We start from the raw sequence: 15916 nt of genomic DNA on the forward strand, positions 1-15916 counted from the left end.
GGCATCGCGGCGGTCCGGGCGGTCCCGGGCACCGGTTCATACCCGGTTGCGCTGCGGGTTCGACTCCCGCCGTCGCGTCTAGATTCAGGCAACGTAAACACAACTAAGCCGACATCGTGCATCATGTGAATGTCGGCGAGCGAGAACCGCCTTGTGCGGGTCGTCTTCGTTGACGTTGGGGGTCGGGTTGAATGGATTCCAATCCGTGTTCGCCCTGCTCGGTGCCATCGGGATGACGATGCCGTTTCTCGTGGTCGGGGTGGGGCGCCCATGGCTGCGACAGCCCGCGCGTGGGCCGCGATCGGGGTGGTGGGTCTTGGCGGCTGCCGTGGCGTTCGTGTCGGCGTCGATGTGCCTGACATTCTTCATCCTTGTCGGCACGGCCGCGCCCAGCAGTCGTGTCGGGAAGCTGGAAGCGGCGGCTCCCTGGCTCGGCCGGGCAGCGGGTCCAGGCGGTTGGGCTTTGCTGATCGCGACCTACGTGTCGTTGGCCGGGGTGGTATTCGTCCTCGCTTGGCGTCGCGGTCATTGGAAATCTCTGCCTGCGACAGTCGACGCGGCGTCCTTGCGCCGGCTGGTCCTCGACGGGTACGACCAGAACGAACTCCGTGCCCTGTACGGTGACCAGTTTCCGGGCGACATCTTCGACTCGGTCGTCGCGCTGGCTGCGCGCTCTCGAGAAGCGGGCCGCCTCATCAGGGAAGCTGGGGCACGATACACGAGGGCTTGGGGCGGACTCGACAGCACGGACCTCGACCAGATGATCGCGTGCGCAAAAGAAATAGCTCGGACCGACAACGTCACCTTTGCACGCGCTCTCCTGCACCGCCTACGCACGTTCGTGGCACGCCTGGACGCCGCCCCTGTCCCGGGAAAGGTTCACTGGGGGCACTTCGACGAGCCCACGGCGCCACCGCGCCGGGCCCAACATCCGAGCTGAATCGTCCTGCCTTTCGTCCGATCCCTTGCTGCTGCGGAGATTGCCTGACCGGTCATCTCGACGCTCCACATGCGATGGTTCGGGTCCTCTTGATTCCGCACCGACCATGCGCTGGTGCCAGATCCGAGGCAGCGGGCCATCGCTGACAATCGCCCAGTAACCGCCATTAGCGAACGATCCCGCGAGATGCGCTGGGATGTCCGGGGACGATGCGTCGTCGCCGACGAGGAGCGCAAGGCGCCTGCTCCCGCCTGTTCTGATGTGCCGAAGCCAGGCGGCGGTGTCTTCCCCGTCCCAGATCCGGTCGCGGAACAGACCTCGCTTCGTGCACTTCGTCTGAAACGAACTCACGGATAACACGCTGCGATCAAGGTCTACTCGTCCGACCGCCCTAGGCGCTGCGACTAGGTCCTTCCCTGCCTCTGAGGCTAATCCCTCGCTCGGGCCGTGTATGGCGCGACACGCCAAATCATCAATCATCAAGTTTGGAGTAAATGCCGGTGAATACTCATATTCTTGATGTCACCTGGACTGAAGGGGGCCTCATGGCTGCTGCTGAAACCGAGACGCCATGGGATGCCGTCATCGCGCGGTCGCTTGCATATCAGGCGATGCATCTCGCCGGTCTCGCTGACACGTCGATGGTTAAGCGCGCTCAGTTCTTGATGACGCTGGGTCTACCTCGCGCCGATGCCGCCGCAATGCTCGGCTCGAACGACGAGTCACTGCGGGTACAACTCAATCAGGCCAAGCGGAAGGCGGCAACAAACGGTGGCAAATGAACTAGCGGGCATCGACAAGGTGGCAAACCTTCTGGCCGTGCTCGTCGTCAAGGACATGAACAAGTCAACCGCTGCAGCTGTCCTCGCAACGGCAGGGTTCAGCAACAAGGAAATCGCCGGACTGCTAGGCACCTCTGAGGGCTCGGTTCGATCGTTCATCTCGATGGCGAAGAGGAAGGCCGAGAAGCCGGACAAGTCGGACAAGTCGAACGATGGCTGACGGAATCGCAATCCGTCGCCTCATCCGAGAGAAGACTGGGTTCACCGCGCGGCATGTCGATCGTCTCGTGCATGCCAAGATGCAGTCCGATCTCCTGAGCCGCGATGAAGCTTCGATGGCACTCGCTGTTGAGAAGAAGGTCAACATCAACAAGTACGTCGATGACTCGGACTGGGTAACGCTTCGGGGGGCGCAGCGCGGTAAGCCAACTGCAGCACCATCGGCCGGTGCTGCGTCAGCGCGCCCGGCACGCGCAGTGTCGGCGTCTGCGTCGGCAAGCCGAGCCACCCGCACAAGCCCGTCGAAGCCAGGACGTACCGTGATGGTCGTCTACGGTCGCGACAGTGACGCGAAGAAGGCTATGTTCGAGTTCCTTGAGTCGCTCGATCTCAAGCCCATGAGTTGGACACAAGGGATTAGTCAGACCAAGGTCGCGAACCCCAGTGTTCGTCAGATTGTGGAAGCCCTCTTCGCCAAGGCTGTCGCGGTTGTGGTGCTGCTCACGCCCGACGACGAAGCTCGCCTCAAGCCCCAGTTTCATAAGAAGAACGACCCTGCCCACGAGAAGCAGCTCACCGGACAGGCGCGACCCAATGTTCTCTTTGAGGCAGGGATGGCGATGAGCAGCCACCCGGAGCGGACGGTGCTCACACAGATCGGCGACGTCAAGCCATTCACCGACGTGGGCGGGATCCACATCACCCACCTCAACAACTCCATAGAAACTCGGCGAGAACTCGCGACAAAGCTGAAGAACGCGAAGTGCCAGGTGGACATGGACTCCGACAAGTGGCGCGAAGCTGGAAACTTCGAGCCCGAGGAAGACGAGAAATAGGAGAATGGGCGAGGAAGAAGAAGCGGTCATTCCAGCCGGCAATGCAACGATCCAGGATCGCATTGCGGCGTTCGACATGCTCGACCGGATGGGTGACGCAACGCAGGCACAGAAGACATACCGGCTCTCGCTGGTTGGCTTCAAGCGCGCAGAGATCGCAGCAATGCTCGGGATCAGCGTCGCTTCCGTTAGCCAGAACATCTACAGCGAGAAGAACAAGGGAAAGAAGAAGCCCGCGCCCAAGAAGATCGAGTAGGTGATCTTCTGGGCCCCAGGTGAGGACGACCTCGTTGAACATGAGCGGATCAAACCGCTCTTGCGGGACCCGGGTCTCTTCGCGAGCACGTCGGCGTCCGCGATTGTCGCTCGATCTTTGAGATGCCGTGCTGCGTTCCACTGGTCCCTGACCCGGGGGCGGTTCAGCTGCAACCTCGCAGAACTGTCGGATTGCACTTCCACGAGCCATGTCACATGCTCGCCACGCTCGCTCTGGCGCAGCAGACGCGAAGCCCAGACCAGTCCGCGCGATGGTGTGCTAGTCGTCCTTCGGCAGTACGGTCAGCTTGACTTGGAGTTCACGCCCGTCGAGCGAGTACTCGAAGCCCTGGTTGTTAGCGATCGCGCTGTTCATCACAGGCATCAAGTTCTGCGTCTGACTCGTGCTCCATGGCTCTGTCGCGCCAGAGGCATCGAACGATGGCCTGGCGTCGGTTTGATGCACGAGCGCACCGGCCCGCCAACGGGCGGCGACATATCGTCCCGTCTGCCCGATGTCCCATGCGAGCGACATGAGACCCGCGACGGCAATGGGGCTGCTGGTAGCGACCGAAACGAGCGCACCCCACACCGTACTGAGTACTTCGACTGACCCGAGGCGGACGTCGAGTAAGTGCAGACCACCTTGGTAGGTGCGGAGTGGTTCCGGCCACTCCTTCTTCTTGCCGTCACCGTTCATGATTTGGCGATACATCGCGCCAGCTCTGCGCGCCGCGAGGTCGAGTCTGGCCAGCATCCGTGACGCACCAAACGCGTCGCGTCCGTCGTATCTTGCCGACACCAGCAATCGCGGGATCGCCTGCTGGTTCAACCAATCTGGGCGGACGAATGCGCTATCCGCTTCTGGCAGCTCAGCTCGCGCAATATCCGCTAGGCGGCGTGACGCGGCACCGCTCAGCGTGGCAGGACTCGCCTTATCTGGGGCGTATCGATCGTGGTCGGGTGGAACGCGCAAGGCCACGCCTGCCGGAAGCTCGGAGGACGCCAGATACTCGAGATCGGCCGGCACCAGGGAGCCATCGGGTGGCTTCTTCATGTACTTCCTCACCTTGCGTATCGGCGGCTGGAACCTCTTGAATCCCTGGATAGCTTTTCATGAGCTTGTTGGCAGCCGACCACGACAGCTCATCTCTGTCGCACTCACATCGATAGAGGCCTGGCAGATCCGAGGGCCCAGGGACTATTTCGTCTCAACGAAGAACAACCCGACGCTCGTACAGGACAAAGGCGTGCCCTTGGTTGTGGAGATGCTGGAGGATGCGGCGCGGATCTCGTTCCGATGGACCGCAGCGGCATGAGGTTGTGGATCGATATGCGCGGCTTTCCCTTCAATAACAAGCCGCGAAGATCTCCGACGCGTCGCGGCCGGCATCGGGTCTCCCCAAACGACGCACGCCGCGTGTGCTCACGTGAGATCCTGCGCGAACGAACGTTAGGCGGTCCTGCATCGCACTTCCCCATCCTTCGTAACTCCGGGTGTTCTCGCCCGCCAAACGCTGTGCGTATGATCCGTACGGTGAAATGCACGGTGAGGGCGGGATCAACTGCCACTTCATTTCAACGGAGACCGCGGCCCCGCCGTCATTCGGGACGGCCACCGACGACCGCCCCGGACTCCCACTCAGCGAGCGGCGAGCCGCATCCATTTCTCGTCTCGACGACGGTGTCGTGGCTCAGTGACATCGACTCGATCCCCTGATCGAGGAGCCAATCTGCTTGGGCGGGGTAGTCGGACGGCCGCTGCCCGCAGTCCCGACGTACTTGCCGCGCGCTTGCACGCCTCGATCGCCATCGCGCCGGCAGCTAGGCCGTCACCCGGGAATCGCGCACGCGCTAGACCGATCCGTTCCGCCTCAATAGGCCGCAACCAGCTTCTCAATCAGGGCCGATGCCGCCTCGCCCCGCGAGGTGCGGCTGATGACGTTGAACTCCCATTCGATGCGCTCGGCCAAGGGGACGACGACCACCCCGTCGCTCGATGGAATGATCAGCTCGGGAAGCAGCGCGATGCCGAGACCGGCGGCCACGAAGAGCGGGATCGCGTTCGTCTCGGTCACGTCGGCACGGACATCGCGCACGATGCCGCGCGCACTCAGCGCGGCGTCGAGGACATCCCGGTTTCCGAAGCCGACCGGCGCGTCGACGAAGCGCTCGTCCGCGAGGTCACGCAGTCGGACCTCGGTGCGATGCGCCAGCTCGTGGCCTGCCGGAAGGATGACCGCGAACGGCGTCGTCGCGAGGCGGTGCACGGCGAGGCCGGGGGCCGCGGATGCCGGAAGGCCGAAGAGGCTCAGGTCGAGCCGACCGCGCCGGACCGCCTCCGCCAATTCCCCGGAGCCGCCGGTCGCCGCGCGCAGCCGCAGGTCGACCAGAGGGTGCTCGCGATGGAACTCGCCGATGATGCGCGGCAGCGCGAGGGAGCTCACGCTGGAGAAGACGCCGATGCGCAGCTCGCCGCGCAGCTCGCCACGGGGGTCGGCGGCGGTGCGGGCACGGGCCTGAGCCTCGAGCACCTCACGCAGCGCCGGAAGCACCGCCTCACCGGCGGATGTGATCCGCACGCCCCGCTGGTCGCGCTCGAAGAGGACCGTCCCGAGCTCTCGCTCCAGGGCCCGGATGCCGGCCGAGACGGTCGACTGCCCGGCATAGACCCGCTGCGCAGCCCGGGTGAAGCTCAGCTCGTCGGCGACGGCGATCGCGTATTCGACCTGTCGAGTATCCATACGGCCTCCATCTCCATCGCTTTCATCGATGACCTTGATCCAGAGTATGCGTTGGACACGATGGCATGACGCGTCGAACATGAAGGAATGACGACAACTGCGACGCTGATTCTGCCCCCTGCATCCCGACGCTTCTCTCACGCGGCCGGGTTCTGGGTCCTCGCGCTCGTTTTCCTGACCGAGATGGCGTTCTGCGCCGTCCCGACCCCGCTGTACGCGATCTACCAGCAGCGCGACGGCTTTCCCACGATCGTCCTGACGGTGATCTTCGCGGCGTACGCCGTCGGGGTCATGCTGAGTCTGTATCTGGCAGGCCACGTCTCCGACTGGCTGGGGCGCCGGCGCGTCATCCTCGCCTCCGTGCTGATCAACCTGCTGGCCGCGATGCTCTTCCTGCTCTGGAACGACGTCACCGGCCTGATCGTCGCCCGCTTCATCAGCGGACTGGGCATCGGCATCCTCACCGCCACGGCGACCGCGCATCTCTCCGAACTCGGCATCGCGGCAGGCCACACGGCGGGTCGTCCCGCGATCGTCTCGACCTTCGCGAACCTCGGCGGCATCGCCCTCGGACCTCTCGTCGCCGGCCTCATCGCGACATCGACATCCCAGCCGCTCGCCGTCCCCTACGTTCTCTTCGGGGTCCTCTTCATCGTCGAGGGCATCCTCCTTGCACTCGTCCCCGAGACGATCGAGCGTCGTGATCGGCGCCCCGGCTACCGACCGCAGCGGATCGCCGTCCCCGCGACGGCGCGGGGCGCGTATTGGGCCGCGGCCACGGCGGCCTTCGGAGCGTTCGCGGTCTTCGGCACCTTCTCGGGACTGTCCTCGACCTTCCTCGTGGGCATCCTCGGCGAGCACTCCCATCTCCTCGCCGGCCTCGCGCCGTTCATCGTGTTCATGGCCGCGGCAGCCGCCCAGGTCCTCACCGCACGCGTTCGGATGCGTCCACAGATCGGCCTCGCCGTCGCGCTCGCCGCGATCGGGCTCGTGGGAGTCGGCCTCAGCGCCCTCACCGACTCACTGGCGCTCTTCCTCCTCGGAGGCGGAGTCGCCGGTGCGGGCATCGGCATCCTGTTCCGCGGGGCTCTGGCGACGACCGCATCCGTGGCCGCGCCGGAGCGCCGGGGCGAAGCGCTCGCGGGCATCTTCCTCATCGCCTATGCGGGGATGACGGTGCCGCCACTGCTCACCGCCGCCGCCCTCGCCGTCTGGCCTGCAGTCGCCGTGCTCGTCGGCCTGTCCGCCCTCGCGATCGTGCTCGTGGTCGTTGGCGGCTCTCGGATGCTCCGTCGCTGACGCAACGGGTCCCTCGCCGAGAATCGACCCGATCGCGCTGGACGGCGAGACACTGGAGACATGGTCCGCGGCAAGGATGCTGTCGCCTACCGGCTCTGGCCGCCGGTCGCGATGGGCGTGCCCTTTCTCGCGGGCTGGCTGGCCACGGGGATCTGGGGTGATCCGCTCGACCTCGGCGAGTGGCGGATTCCCTCGGCGGGGCGCTGGTCGTGCTGTTCGTCGTGTGGAACGGATGGGCGCTGTTCCTCTTCGCCCGCCACGGGACCGGCCTCATGCCGGGGCAGCCGACGACCACGATCGTCCAGACGGGGCCGTACCGGGTCTCCCGCAACCCGCTGTACGTCGGCCTGCTCGCGCTCTACCTCGGACTGGCCCTCCTCATCCCGACGTTCTGGGGACTCGTGCTGTTCCCGGTCGCCGTCCTGCTCACGCTGTGGGGATCGATCCTCCCCGAAGAGAGGTTCCTCCACGAGCAGTTCGGCGCCGACTATGACGAGTACGCCCGGCGCGTGCGCCGGTGGCTGTAGTCATGTGGCCGCCGGCGACGCCGTGGACACCTTTTGACCGGAAACGCGACCGTCCGAGCACGATCGAGCAGACAAACTGATGATTTGCTGACAGAAGCGGGACGAGTGTCCAGCTTGAGGACATGTTCTCGCTAGATTGAAGTCGCACACGCTCTGGGGGCGTGGTGTTCAGGAACCGAAGACCGATGGACGTCTGGGGCGTCTCATCGAGGCGGTACCTATCGTCCCCTTCGCCACTGCGAAGGATCGAAGGCGGTGGGTGCCGCGAGCAGCGTTTGGGAACGAAATTCTCACGGCACCCACCAGAGCTCTGCACGCAGGCGGCACGGCACCATCTGGGGAATGGGCCATCTCTCGAGCTGGGGACTCGATACGGCACGCGGGCGCAAAAGCTCGACACATCTTATCCGGAATGCCAAACGGTCCGGAACCGGCGTGCCGATACCGAAGCGGCTAGAGACGCCCGGGGCGACCGCGCAGGCCGCCCCGGATAACCCGCTCAGCGCGCGGCGAGCCGCATCCACGTCTCCACGACGGTGTCGGGGTTGAGCGACATCGACTCGATCCCCTGGTCGAGGAGCCAGTCGGCGAGGTCGGGGTGGTCTGACGGACCCTGCCCGCAGATGCCGACGTACTTGCCGCGGCGCTTGCACGCCTCGATCGCCATCGCGAGCATCTTCTTGACTGCGGGATCCCGCTCGTCGAACGTCGCGGCCACCAGCGCGGAGTCGCGGTCGAGCCCGAGCGTCAGCTGCGTCATGTCGTTGGAGCCGATCGAGAAGCCGTCGAAGACGTCGAGGAACTCATCCGCCAGCAGCGCGTTCGACGGCACCTCGCACATCATGACGACCTCGAGGCCGTTCTCGCCGCGGACCAGCCCGTTCTCCGCGAGCAGGTCGACGACGGCCTGCCCCTCGGCGACCGTCCGCACGAACGGGATCATGATCTTGACGTTCGTCAGCCCCATCTCGTCGCGCACGAACCGCAGTGCCTCGCACTCGAGGTCGAAGCAGTCCCGGAACTCGGGCGACACGTAGCGGGATGCGCCGCGCCATCCGATCATCGGGTTCTCCTCGTGCGGCTCGTAGCGCTCGCCGCCGAGAAGGTTGGCGTACTCGTTCGACTTGAAGTCGCTCATCCGCACGATCACCGGCTCCGGCGCGAACGCGGCGGCGATCGTCGACACGCCCTCCGCGACGCGACGCACGAAGAACTCGCGCGGCGACGGGTAGGCGGCGATCCGCTCGTCGATCTGCGCGCGCAGGTCGTCGGGCAGCTCGTCGTGCTCGAGCAGGGCACGGGGGTGGATGCCGATCTGCCGGTTGATCACGAACTCGAGGCGCGCGAGCCCCACCCCGCGGTTCGGGAGCTTGGCGAACGAGAACGCCTGGTCGGGCGTCCCGACGTTCATCATGACCTTCACCGGGAGCTCCGGCATCGCGTCGAGCCGTGTCTCCTCCTCGTCGAAGGCGAGGGCGCCGCTGTACACGAGCCCGTCGTCGCCCTCGGCACAGGACACCGTCACCGACGCGCCCTCGACGAGCGAGCGTGTGGCATCCCCCGTTCCGACGACGGCGGGGATGCCGAGCTCCCGCGCGATGATCGCCGCGTGGCACGTGCGGCCGCCGCGGTTGGTGATGATCGCCGCGGCGCGCTTCATGATCGGCTCCCAGTCGGGGTCGGTCATGTCCGCGACGAGGACGTCGCCGGCCTGAAACTGGTCCATCTGGGCGATGTCGCTGAGCACGCGAACCGACCCCGCGCCGATCTTCTGCCCGATCGCACGCCCGGTGGCGAGCACCTCCGACCGCTCGCGCAGCACGAACCGGCGCATCACCGCGCCGTCCTCGCGGGAGACGACCGTCTCCGGACGCGCCTGCAGGATGTAGAGCTTGCCGTCGACGCCGTCGCGTCCCCACTCGATGTCCATCGGGCGACCGTAGTGCTCCTCGATCACGAGCGCGTGGCGGGCGAGCTCCTCGACCTCGGCATCCGTGATGCTGAACCGGCGTCGGTCCGCGGCCGGAACGTCGGCGAACGCGATCGACCCGCCGACGTGCACGCCGCCGGTGTACCGCATCGCGATGGCCTTCTCCCCCACCTGGCGCTTCAGGATCGCCGGGCGCCCTTCGCGCAGCGCCGTCTTGTAGACGTAGAACTCGTCCGGGTTCACCGCGCCCTGCACGACCGCCTCGCCGAGCCCGTACGAGCTCGTCACGAACACCGTGCCGTCGAAGCCCGACTCGGTGTCGACCGTGAACATGACGCCGGAGGCGCCGATGTCGGAGCGCACCATCCGCTGCACGCCCGCGGACAGAGCCACGTCGTGGTGGTCGAAGCCATGGTGCACGCGGTAGGCGATCGCGCGGTCGTTGTAGAGGGATGCGAACACGAGCCGCACGGCGTGCAGCACGTTGTCGATCCCGCCGATGTTGAGGAACGTCTCCTGCTGGCCGGCGAACGACGCGTCGGGAAGGTCCTCGGCGGTCGCCGAGGACCGCACCGCCCAGGTCACGGCATCCGGATCCGGGTCCTCGGCGATGAGCGTCGCGAAAGCGACGCGGATGTCGCGCTCGAGCGCCTCGGGGAACGGCTGCTTCTCGATCCACTCGCGCACCTGCGCGCCGACCCGGGCGAGCTGCGTCACGTCGTCGATGTCGATCTCCGAAACGGCGGACTGGATGCGGTCGCCCAGCCCGTCCACCGCGAGGAACTCGCGGAACGCGTCGGCGGTGGTCGCGAATCCGCCCGGCACGCGCACGCCCGCGCCGGACAGGTTCGACACCATCTCGCCGAGCGACGCGTTCTTGCCGCCGACCTGCGGAAGATCGGCCATGCCGATCTCGTGGAACCAGAGGATGCTGCTCATGGGGATCACCTCACGTTCAGGGTCAGGCACGCAGCTGGAGTGTCTGCATGATGACCGCGGACATCTCCTCGACGCTTTTCGTCGAGGAATTCAGGAACGGCACGTGGTTGCGCCGGTATAGGTCTTCGGCACGGCGGAGCTCGCGCGTGCACTGCTCGAGGCTGGCGTAGCGGGATGCGGGCCGCCGCTCGGTGCGGACCTGGCTGAGCCGCAGCGGGGTCGAGGTCAGCCCGAAGCACCGCTCGCGGTACTTCGCGACGGGACGCGGCAGGCCCTCGGCGGGGAAGTCGTCGTCGGTCAGCGGGTAGTTGGCCACCAGCAGGCCGTACTGCAGCGCCAGGTACATCGTGGTCGGGGTCTTGCCGCACCGGGACGGCGCGATGATGATGACGTCGGCCTGGTCGAGGGCACGGGAGCTCTGGCCGTCGTCGTGCTCGATCGCGAACTCGACCGCCCGCATCCGCTCCAGGTACCGCGTCATGTCGCCGACGCCGTGGTACTGCCCCATCTGCTCCGACGCGGTTGTGCCGAGCGCCTGCTCGACCTCCGTGAGGTGGCCGCCCAGCAGGTCGATGAGGACGGCCGAGGCCTCGGACAGGATGCGGCGCAGCACCGGCTGCTTGACCGTGGTGAACACGAGCGGGGCGAGCCCCGCATCCGCCGCCCGATCGATGTCGGAGACGACGTTGCGCGCCCCCTCGGCCGTGTCCACGAAGGGGATCGTGTGCCGCAGGAACCGGATGCCGGGGAAGTTCGCGAGCAGCGCGTTGCCCAGCGTCTCCGCCGTGATCCCGGTGCTGTCCGAGACGAAGTACGCTGCGCGGGCGGCGGCCTGGGGTTCGCTCATCGATTCCCATCCTTCAGATAGTCGCGGGGTCCTTGACGCAGATTCAGACTGAAGCTTTCCGCATTCTTTCCGCTGTGGCCAGATGCGACGGAGCTTGCGCCGGTCCACCCCGGGCGAGCCGCTCTCGGCCGCGATGTCGCACGAAGTAAAGAACAGGGCACCCCAGGTCAAGACAGCGATCCTCCGTCCACGGCAGGCTCATCGGCGGGCCCCGTCAACGCCGACGAGGCCGACTCCCCCGAAAGGACTGATCGCATGGGTCGCTGGAATCCTCGAAGACTCGGCGCCACGGCCGCCGCCACCGCAGTGCTGACCGCAACGCTCGTCGGGGTCGGGCTCCAACCCGCCTCGGCGGACGAGTCCGCATACGACCGCGGCTACCGACTCGGGCTCGACGCGTATCGCTACGGCCTGCCGCTCGTGACCACGGACAAGACGTACGTGAACCAGACGAGCATCGACATCCCCAACGGCCGAGGCTTCGGCCCGGTGAATCACCTGAACCCGATCCGCCAGTTCGTGCAGCCGCAGGATCGCTCGGTCGTCGCGCCCAACCTCGACACGCTGTACTCGATCGGCTGGCTCGATCTGAGCAAGGAACCGCAGATCATCCACATCCCGAAGATCAAGGACCGCTACTTCGTCGTGCCGCTCATGAGCCCGTACACGGAGAACTTCGCGAACCTCGGTTCGGTCGACAAGACGCCTCCCGGCGACTACGCGGTCGTCGGGCCGCAGGATGCCGACCTCCCGCTGCCGAAGCACGTGACGCGCATCGTCTCCCCCTACGACCGGGTGTGGATCATCGAGCGCGTCTACGCCGACAACAACAGCGCGAAGGACATCAAGGAGGTCAACAAGATCCAGGACGAGATCACGGTCGTTCCGCTCAGCCAGTACCCGCGCAAGAACTGGACGGCCCCGGTGCCCGCCCACCCGGACACCACGATCGACGATCCCGGGCTCCCCAAGGGCATGGCCTTCTACGACAAACTCGGGACCCTTCTCGCCGAGTTCCCGCCGCCCGCCGCCGACCAGCCGATGCTGGACGAGCTCGCCGGCATCGGCGTCGGCCCGGGCATGCACCCGTCGACGGACGCGTCGCTCGACCCGGAGACGGTCGCCGGCATGACGGCGGCGGTCGCCGACGGGCCTGCTGCCGTCCTCGCGGACGCCCACGGGATGTACGCGAAGAACTTCACGCGCTTCAACGGCTATTTCGTCACACCGACCGGTACGTACGGCACCGACTACGGGCTTCGCGCCGTCGTCACCCAGGTGGGGCTGGGTGCCCTGCGGCCTGAGCAGTCGGTCTATCCGCTGGCGCTGCTCGACCGGACCGGGCAGCCGCTGACCGGGCAGAAGAGCTACACCATCCACATCCCCGCCGGCGGGCTCCCCCCGGTCACGCCCCCCACGGGCTTCTGGTCGGTCACGATGTACGACAGCACCGGCTTCGTCGTGAACAACGAGATCAACCGCTACGCGATCAACGACCGCACGGATCTGCACCGCAACGCGGATGGATCGATCGACCTGTACGTCCAGAACACGCGGCCGTCGGATCCGCTGCAGGCGCAGAACTGGCTCCCCGCGCCCGCGGGTGGGTTCCAGCTTCTGTGGCGGATCTACGGCGCCGACCGCGCCCAGATCCCGGGCATCCTCGGCGGCACCGGATGGAAGGCGCCGGCCGTCATGCCGGTGGGCTGAGCCCTCACGCACGAACGGGATGCCCGGCAGCCACTGGCTGCCGGGCATCTCGCTGTCCCGGCCGGCTCTCTCGACAGGTGGGACGATCGCCCAGGCGCAACGAAGCGCCCGCACACGACGACGCCCCTTGTCCTGGCCGGGGGGAGGCAGGACGAAGGGGCGTCGCGCGGTGCGGACCTTAGAAGGACCGCACCTGGAGGGGGACGATGTGGGGGTCGAGGAGCACGGACGACTGCTCGACGGTGAGCACCTCGTGCGGCTCGAGCGGGATGATGCGCCGCTTCGACTCGTCGATCTCCCATACGTCCTCGCCGATGAGGCGGCCTTCGTCGTCGTAGGGCCAGATCATGTGCTCGACGTTGGCGACGAGGTAGTGGGCGGCCGGGTCGACAGGCGCGCCGGCCTCGACGAGGACGATGCCGGGCGTCTGCTGGTAGATCGTCGCGGTGGAGACGATCATGTTGTCGCCGACGGCGAGCTTCTCGTCATCCGTGTAGAAGATGCACTGATTGCTGCGCGACCACTCGTCATACACGGCCTTGACCGCCTCGGCGCCGTCGAGCACGGTGCTGATGCCATAGACGTTGAAGTGGTACACGGGATGCTCGACGGTCATCTCCGGGTCGAAGATCTCCTGCCAGCGGCCGGCCATCTCGAGGTTGCGGTGACGCGCATACGCGTGCAGCAGCCAGCGATGCCGGGGATTCTCGGTCGTCTCGAGCAGGCGATCGATGGCGAGGTTGGTGCGGGTGATGTCGAAACGGCTCATGGGACCTTGTCTCTCGTCGGTGAGCGAACAGTCCTGCCACCCTCCCTCAGCCGACGCCGACAGGTCTTGACCCTGTGCGACAACATCTTGATCATGGATGACATGTCGTTGATCCGGGGAACCTCCCTGTTCGGATTCATCGAGCTCGTCGAGGAGCTCGGAGCAGACCCGGACGCACTGCTCGCACGCGCTCATCTGAGCCGCGAGGCCGTCGGAGACCACGACACGTTCGTGAACTACCGCAGCGTCGTGGCGGTCCTCGAGGCCGCCGCCGTGGCCACCGGAGCCGGGGACTTCGGGCGACGGCTCGGCGCCCGCCAGGGGCTCGAGATCCTGGGCCCGGTCGGCGTGGCCGCGCGTACGGCGCCGACCGTCGGCGAAGCGCTGCAGGCGATCGAGAAGTACTTCGCCGTCTACAGTCCCGCGATCGGCGTCGGGGTCCGTCCCGGACCGGGGGAATCCACGGCCACGTTCGAGTGGCGCCTGCTGGTGAGCCATCCGCCGGCTCACCGCCAATCCGCGGAACTCGCGCTCGGCGTCAGCTGCGAGGTGTTCCGGCTGCTCGCCGGCGACGACTTCCTCCCGCTCTCGGTGCAGTTGCGGCACGAGGCGCTCGTCGATCGATCCGACTACATCAGGTACTTCGGCTGTCCGGTCGAGTTCTCCGCATCCCGGTACGCCATCCTGATCCCCGAAGGGATGCTGCACCGGCCGCTGAAGTCCGACAGCGCCGTGCACGCGGTCGTGCAGGACTACCTGAACACGATCGTGATCCCGACCTCCTCCACCACGGTGGACGAGGTGGTGAAGCTGATCCGGCGGACCCTGCCGACGGGCGCGCTGGATCTGGATCTCGTCGCGGCGCAGCTGGCCCAGCATCGTCGCGCACTGCAACGGCAGCTGGCCGCGCAGGGCACGAGCTTCGCCGAGCTCGTCGACGAGGTCAGGCGGGAAGAGGCGGAGCGATACCTCCGCGACACGGACATGCCCCTCAGCCAGCTGGCCGGGCAGCTGGCGCTGAGCGAACAGAGCGCCCTGACCCGCGCCTGCCGGCGCTGGTTCGGGGCGACACCGTCCCAGGTGCGACGGGACGCTCGTGCGACCGGGAGCCCCGCGCCTCTCGGCTGACCGCCGTCGGCGGACGGCTGGCTGCGTCAGCCGAGGCGGTTGCGCTGCGAGCGAAGACGGCCACGCCCCACGGAACCCGCGGGCCAGGATGGGACGCATGCCCGTTGCAGGAGTAGGCGTCACCGCGGTGGCCGTCGCCGCGGCCCGCGCCCTCGAGTCCGACCGCCCCGACCGCTTGGTCGATGACCCGTACGCCGCGGCGCTGGTCGAAGCCTCCGGGGTGGCGGTTCCCTTCCCCAAGAGCTGGCCGACGGGGGAGGTCAGCCCGGTCGAGGAGTCGATGCTGCTCGGCGCCGCCTACATCGGCCTGCGCACCCGGTTCATCGACGACGAGTTACGCGCCAGGGCCGCGGCGCAGGTCGCCGTCCTCGGCAGCGGCCTCGACACCCGCGCGTGGCGCCTCGACTGGCCCGACGGGACGACCGTGTTCGAGCTCGATTCCGCCGATGTCGTCGCCTTCGTCGAGGGCGCCATGAGCGGCATCCCCACTGCGGCCACCCGCATCCCGATCCCCGCGGACGTCACCGGGCCGTGGGCGTCCGCCGTCGTCGCCGCGGGCCTGCGCCCCGATCTCCCGACGCACTGGGTGCTCGAAGGTCTCCTCCCCTACCTCACCGCGCACGACCAGGCGGGGGTCCTGGATGACGTGCTCGCGCTGTCCGGCCCGGGATCCCGTGCCGTCATCGAACGAGCGCCCGCGCTGACCGACACCCCCGAGACGCGCGAACGGCTCGAGACGCTCTCGCTCGCGACCGGCATCCCGTTCGACGAGCTGCTCGCGCGCACCGATCCGCCCGACCCCGCCGAGATCCTGCGTCACGCGGGCTGGCTGGTCGAGGAGGTCTCGGTCGCCGATCTCGAGCAGCGCTACGCGCGGCCGCTCACACCGGAGCGGGAACCCGGCGCCGATCCCGAAGCATCCTCCGGTCCCTCCCAGCGCGGCGGATTCGTGATCGCGCGGCGACCGGCCGCCTGAGGTCGGGAACGCGGA

At 67.0% G+C, this 15916-nt stretch carries 16 protein-coding genes and 1 tRNA gene; 12 read left to right on the forward strand and 5 right to left on the reverse strand.

Annotated features, from left to right (window positions below; translation table 11 throughout):
- The first annotated feature begins 5 nt into the window (after positions 1–5).
- The 6 genes from QSV35_RS06800 to QSV35_RS06825 all read left to right on the forward strand — a co-directional run bounded on the left by QSV35_RS06800 (position 6) and on the right by QSV35_RS06825 (position 3033).
- Positions 6–78, forward strand: a tRNA-Met gene (locus QSV35_RS06800).
- Positions 79–205: 127 nt separating this feature from the next.
- A complete protein-coding gene (locus QSV35_RS06805; protein WP_286287909.1) occupies positions 206–940 on the forward strand; it encodes a hypothetical protein in 735 nt (244 codons plus the stop codon).
- A gap of 545 nt (positions 941–1485) precedes the next feature.
- Entirely contained in the window at positions 1486–1722 is a 237-nt protein-coding gene (locus QSV35_RS06810) for a hypothetical protein (protein ID WP_286287910.1), read from the forward strand.
- Positions 1712–1942, forward strand: a complete 231-nt coding sequence (locus QSV35_RS06815) for a sigma factor-like helix-turn-helix DNA-binding protein (protein WP_286287911.1) — start codon at positions 1712–1714, stop codon at positions 1940–1942. Before QSV35_RS06810 ends, QSV35_RS06815 begins: the two co-directional genes overlap by 11 nt.
- Positions 1935–2777 carry a TIR domain-containing protein gene (locus QSV35_RS06820; RefSeq protein WP_286287912.1) on the forward strand — a complete coding sequence of 281 codons (843 nt, stop codon included), beginning with the start codon at positions 1935–1937 and terminating at the stop codon, positions 2775–2777. The genes QSV35_RS06815 and QSV35_RS06820 overlap by 8 nt, the downstream gene beginning before the upstream one ends.
- 4 nt (positions 2778–2781) lie before the next feature.
- The gene (locus tag QSV35_RS06825; RefSeq protein WP_286287913.1) at positions 2782–3033 is read left to right on the forward strand and encodes a hypothetical protein; all 252 of its coding nucleotides are present in this window, start codon (positions 2782–2784) and stop codon (positions 3031–3033) included.
- Positions 3034–3312: 279 nt separating this feature from the next.
- Here the strand turns inward: QSV35_RS06825 and QSV35_RS06830 are convergent, their stop codons facing one another.
- Positions 3313–4089 carry a hypothetical protein gene (locus QSV35_RS06830; protein WP_286287914.1) on the reverse strand — a complete coding sequence of 259 codons (777 nt, stop codon included), beginning with the start codon at positions 4087–4089 and terminating at the stop codon, positions 3313–3315.
- On the opposite strand from QSV35_RS06830, the gene QSV35_RS06835 reads away from it, so the two are divergent.
- Positions 4088–4351, forward strand: a complete 264-nt coding sequence (locus QSV35_RS06835) for a hypothetical protein (RefSeq protein ID WP_286287915.1) — start codon at positions 4088–4090, stop codon at positions 4349–4351. The genes QSV35_RS06830 and QSV35_RS06835 overlap by 2 nt on opposite strands.
- Positions 4352–4906: 555 nt before the next feature.
- On the opposite strand, the gene QSV35_RS06840 is transcribed toward QSV35_RS06835, so the two are convergent.
- Complete coding sequence (locus tag QSV35_RS06840; RefSeq protein WP_286287916.1) at positions 4907–5776, reverse strand: LysR family transcriptional regulator; 870 nt, start codon at positions 5774–5776, stop codon at positions 4907–4909.
- An 87-nt stretch (positions 5777–5863) separates the two neighbouring features.
- Here QSV35_RS06840 and QSV35_RS06845 point away from each other — a divergent pair, with 87 nt between their 5' ends.
- Complete coding sequence (locus QSV35_RS06845; RefSeq protein ID WP_286287917.1) at positions 5864–7075, forward strand: MFS transporter; 1212 nt, start codon at positions 5864–5866, stop codon at positions 7073–7075.
- 179 nt (positions 7076–7254) lie between these two features.
- Positions 7255–7602 (forward strand): methyltransferase family protein, encoded by a 348-nt coding sequence (locus QSV35_RS06850; protein ID WP_286287918.1) that lies wholly within the window; start codon positions 7255–7257, stop codon positions 7600–7602.
- 499 nt (positions 7603–8101) lie between these two features.
- On the opposite strand, the gene ppsA is transcribed toward QSV35_RS06850, so the two are convergent.
- Together ppsA and QSV35_RS06860 are read right to left on the reverse strand one after the other, a co-directional pair.
- Entirely contained in the window at positions 8102–10471 is a 2370-nt protein-coding gene (gene ppsA / locus QSV35_RS06855) for a phosphoenolpyruvate synthase (protein ID WP_286287919.1), read from the reverse strand.
- Between the two features lie 22 nt (positions 10472–10493).
- Entirely contained in the window at positions 10494–11318 is an 825-nt protein-coding gene (locus QSV35_RS06860) for a pyruvate, water dikinase regulatory protein (RefSeq protein ID WP_286287920.1), read from the reverse strand.
- Between the two features lie 255 nt (positions 11319–11573).
- On the opposite strand from QSV35_RS06860, the gene QSV35_RS06865 reads away from it, so the two are divergent.
- Complete coding sequence (locus QSV35_RS06865; RefSeq protein WP_286287921.1) at positions 11574–13028, forward strand: DUF1254 domain-containing protein; 1455 nt, start codon at positions 11574–11576, stop codon at positions 13026–13028.
- Between the two features lie 178 nt (positions 13029–13206).
- On the opposite strand, the gene QSV35_RS06870 is transcribed toward QSV35_RS06865, so the two are convergent.
- Positions 13207–13797, reverse strand: a complete 591-nt coding sequence (locus QSV35_RS06870; protein WP_286287922.1) for a hypothetical protein — start codon at positions 13795–13797, stop codon at positions 13207–13209.
- Positions 13798–13899: 102 nt separating this feature from the next.
- Between QSV35_RS06870 and QSV35_RS06875 the strand changes: the two genes are divergently transcribed.
- Positions 13900–14925: an AraC family transcriptional regulator gene (locus QSV35_RS06875; RefSeq protein WP_286287923.1), complete on the forward strand. Its 1026-nt coding sequence runs from the start codon at positions 13900–13902 to the stop codon at positions 14923–14925.
- Between the two features lie 97 nt (positions 14926–15022).
- Positions 15023–15901, forward strand: coding sequence for an SAM-dependent methyltransferase (locus QSV35_RS06880; protein ID WP_286287924.1), 879 nt, complete (start codon positions 15023–15025; stop codon positions 15899–15901).
- Positions 15902–15916: the final 15 nt, after the last annotated feature.

The organism is Microbacterium candidum (genome assembly GCF_030315975.1).
Classification (GTDB): domain Bacteria; phylum Actinomycetota; class Actinomycetes; order Actinomycetales; family Microbacteriaceae; genus Microbacterium; species Microbacterium candidum.

Excerpts from the sequence above, each read along its gene's own strand:
- QSV35_RS06810 (WP_286287910.1), top strand. The coding sequence starts at position 1,486 with ATGGCTGCTGCTGAAACCGAGACGCCATGGGATGCCGTCATCGCGCGG.
- QSV35_RS06835 (WP_286287915.1), top strand. The coding sequence starts at position 4,088 with ATGTACTTCCTCACCTTGCGTATCGGCGGCTGGAACCTCTTGAATCCC.
- QSV35_RS06845 (WP_286287917.1), top strand. The coding sequence starts at position 5,864 with ATGACGACAACTGCGACGCTGATTCTGCCCCCTGCATCCCGACGCTTC.
- QSV35_RS06840 (WP_286287916.1), bottom strand. The coding sequence starts at position 5,776 with ATGGATACTCGACAGGTCGAATACGCGATCGCCGTCGCCGACGAGCTG.
- QSV35_RS06830 (WP_286287914.1), bottom strand. The coding sequence starts at position 4,089 with ATGAAGAAGCCACCCGATGGCTCCCTGGTGCCGGCCGATCTCGAGTAT.
- QSV35_RS06865 (WP_286287921.1), top strand. The coding sequence starts at position 11,574 with ATGGGTCGCTGGAATCCTCGAAGACTCGGCGCCACGGCCGCCGCCACC.
- ppsA (WP_286287919.1), bottom strand. The coding sequence starts at position 10,471 with ATGAGCAGCATCCTCTGGTTCCACGAGATCGGCATGGCCGATCTTCCG.
- QSV35_RS06870 (WP_286287922.1), bottom strand. The coding sequence starts at position 13,797 with ATGAGCCGTTTCGACATCACCCGCACCAACCTCGCCATCGATCGCCTG.
- QSV35_RS06875 (WP_286287923.1), top strand. The coding sequence starts at position 13,900 with ATGTCGTTGATCCGGGGAACCTCCCTGTTCGGATTCATCGAGCTCGTC.
- QSV35_RS06820 (WP_286287912.1), top strand. The coding sequence starts at position 1,935 with ATGGCTGACGGAATCGCAATCCGTCGCCTCATCCGAGAGAAGACTGGG.
- QSV35_RS06860 (WP_286287920.1), bottom strand. The coding sequence starts at position 11,318 with ATGAGCGAACCCCAGGCCGCCGCCCGCGCAGCGTACTTCGTCTCGGAC.
- QSV35_RS06825 (WP_286287913.1), top strand. The coding sequence starts at position 2,782 with ATGGGCGAGGAAGAAGAAGCGGTCATTCCAGCCGGCAATGCAACGATC.
- QSV35_RS06880 (WP_286287924.1), top strand. The coding sequence starts at position 15,023 with ATGCCCGTTGCAGGAGTAGGCGTCACCGCGGTGGCCGTCGCCGCGGCC.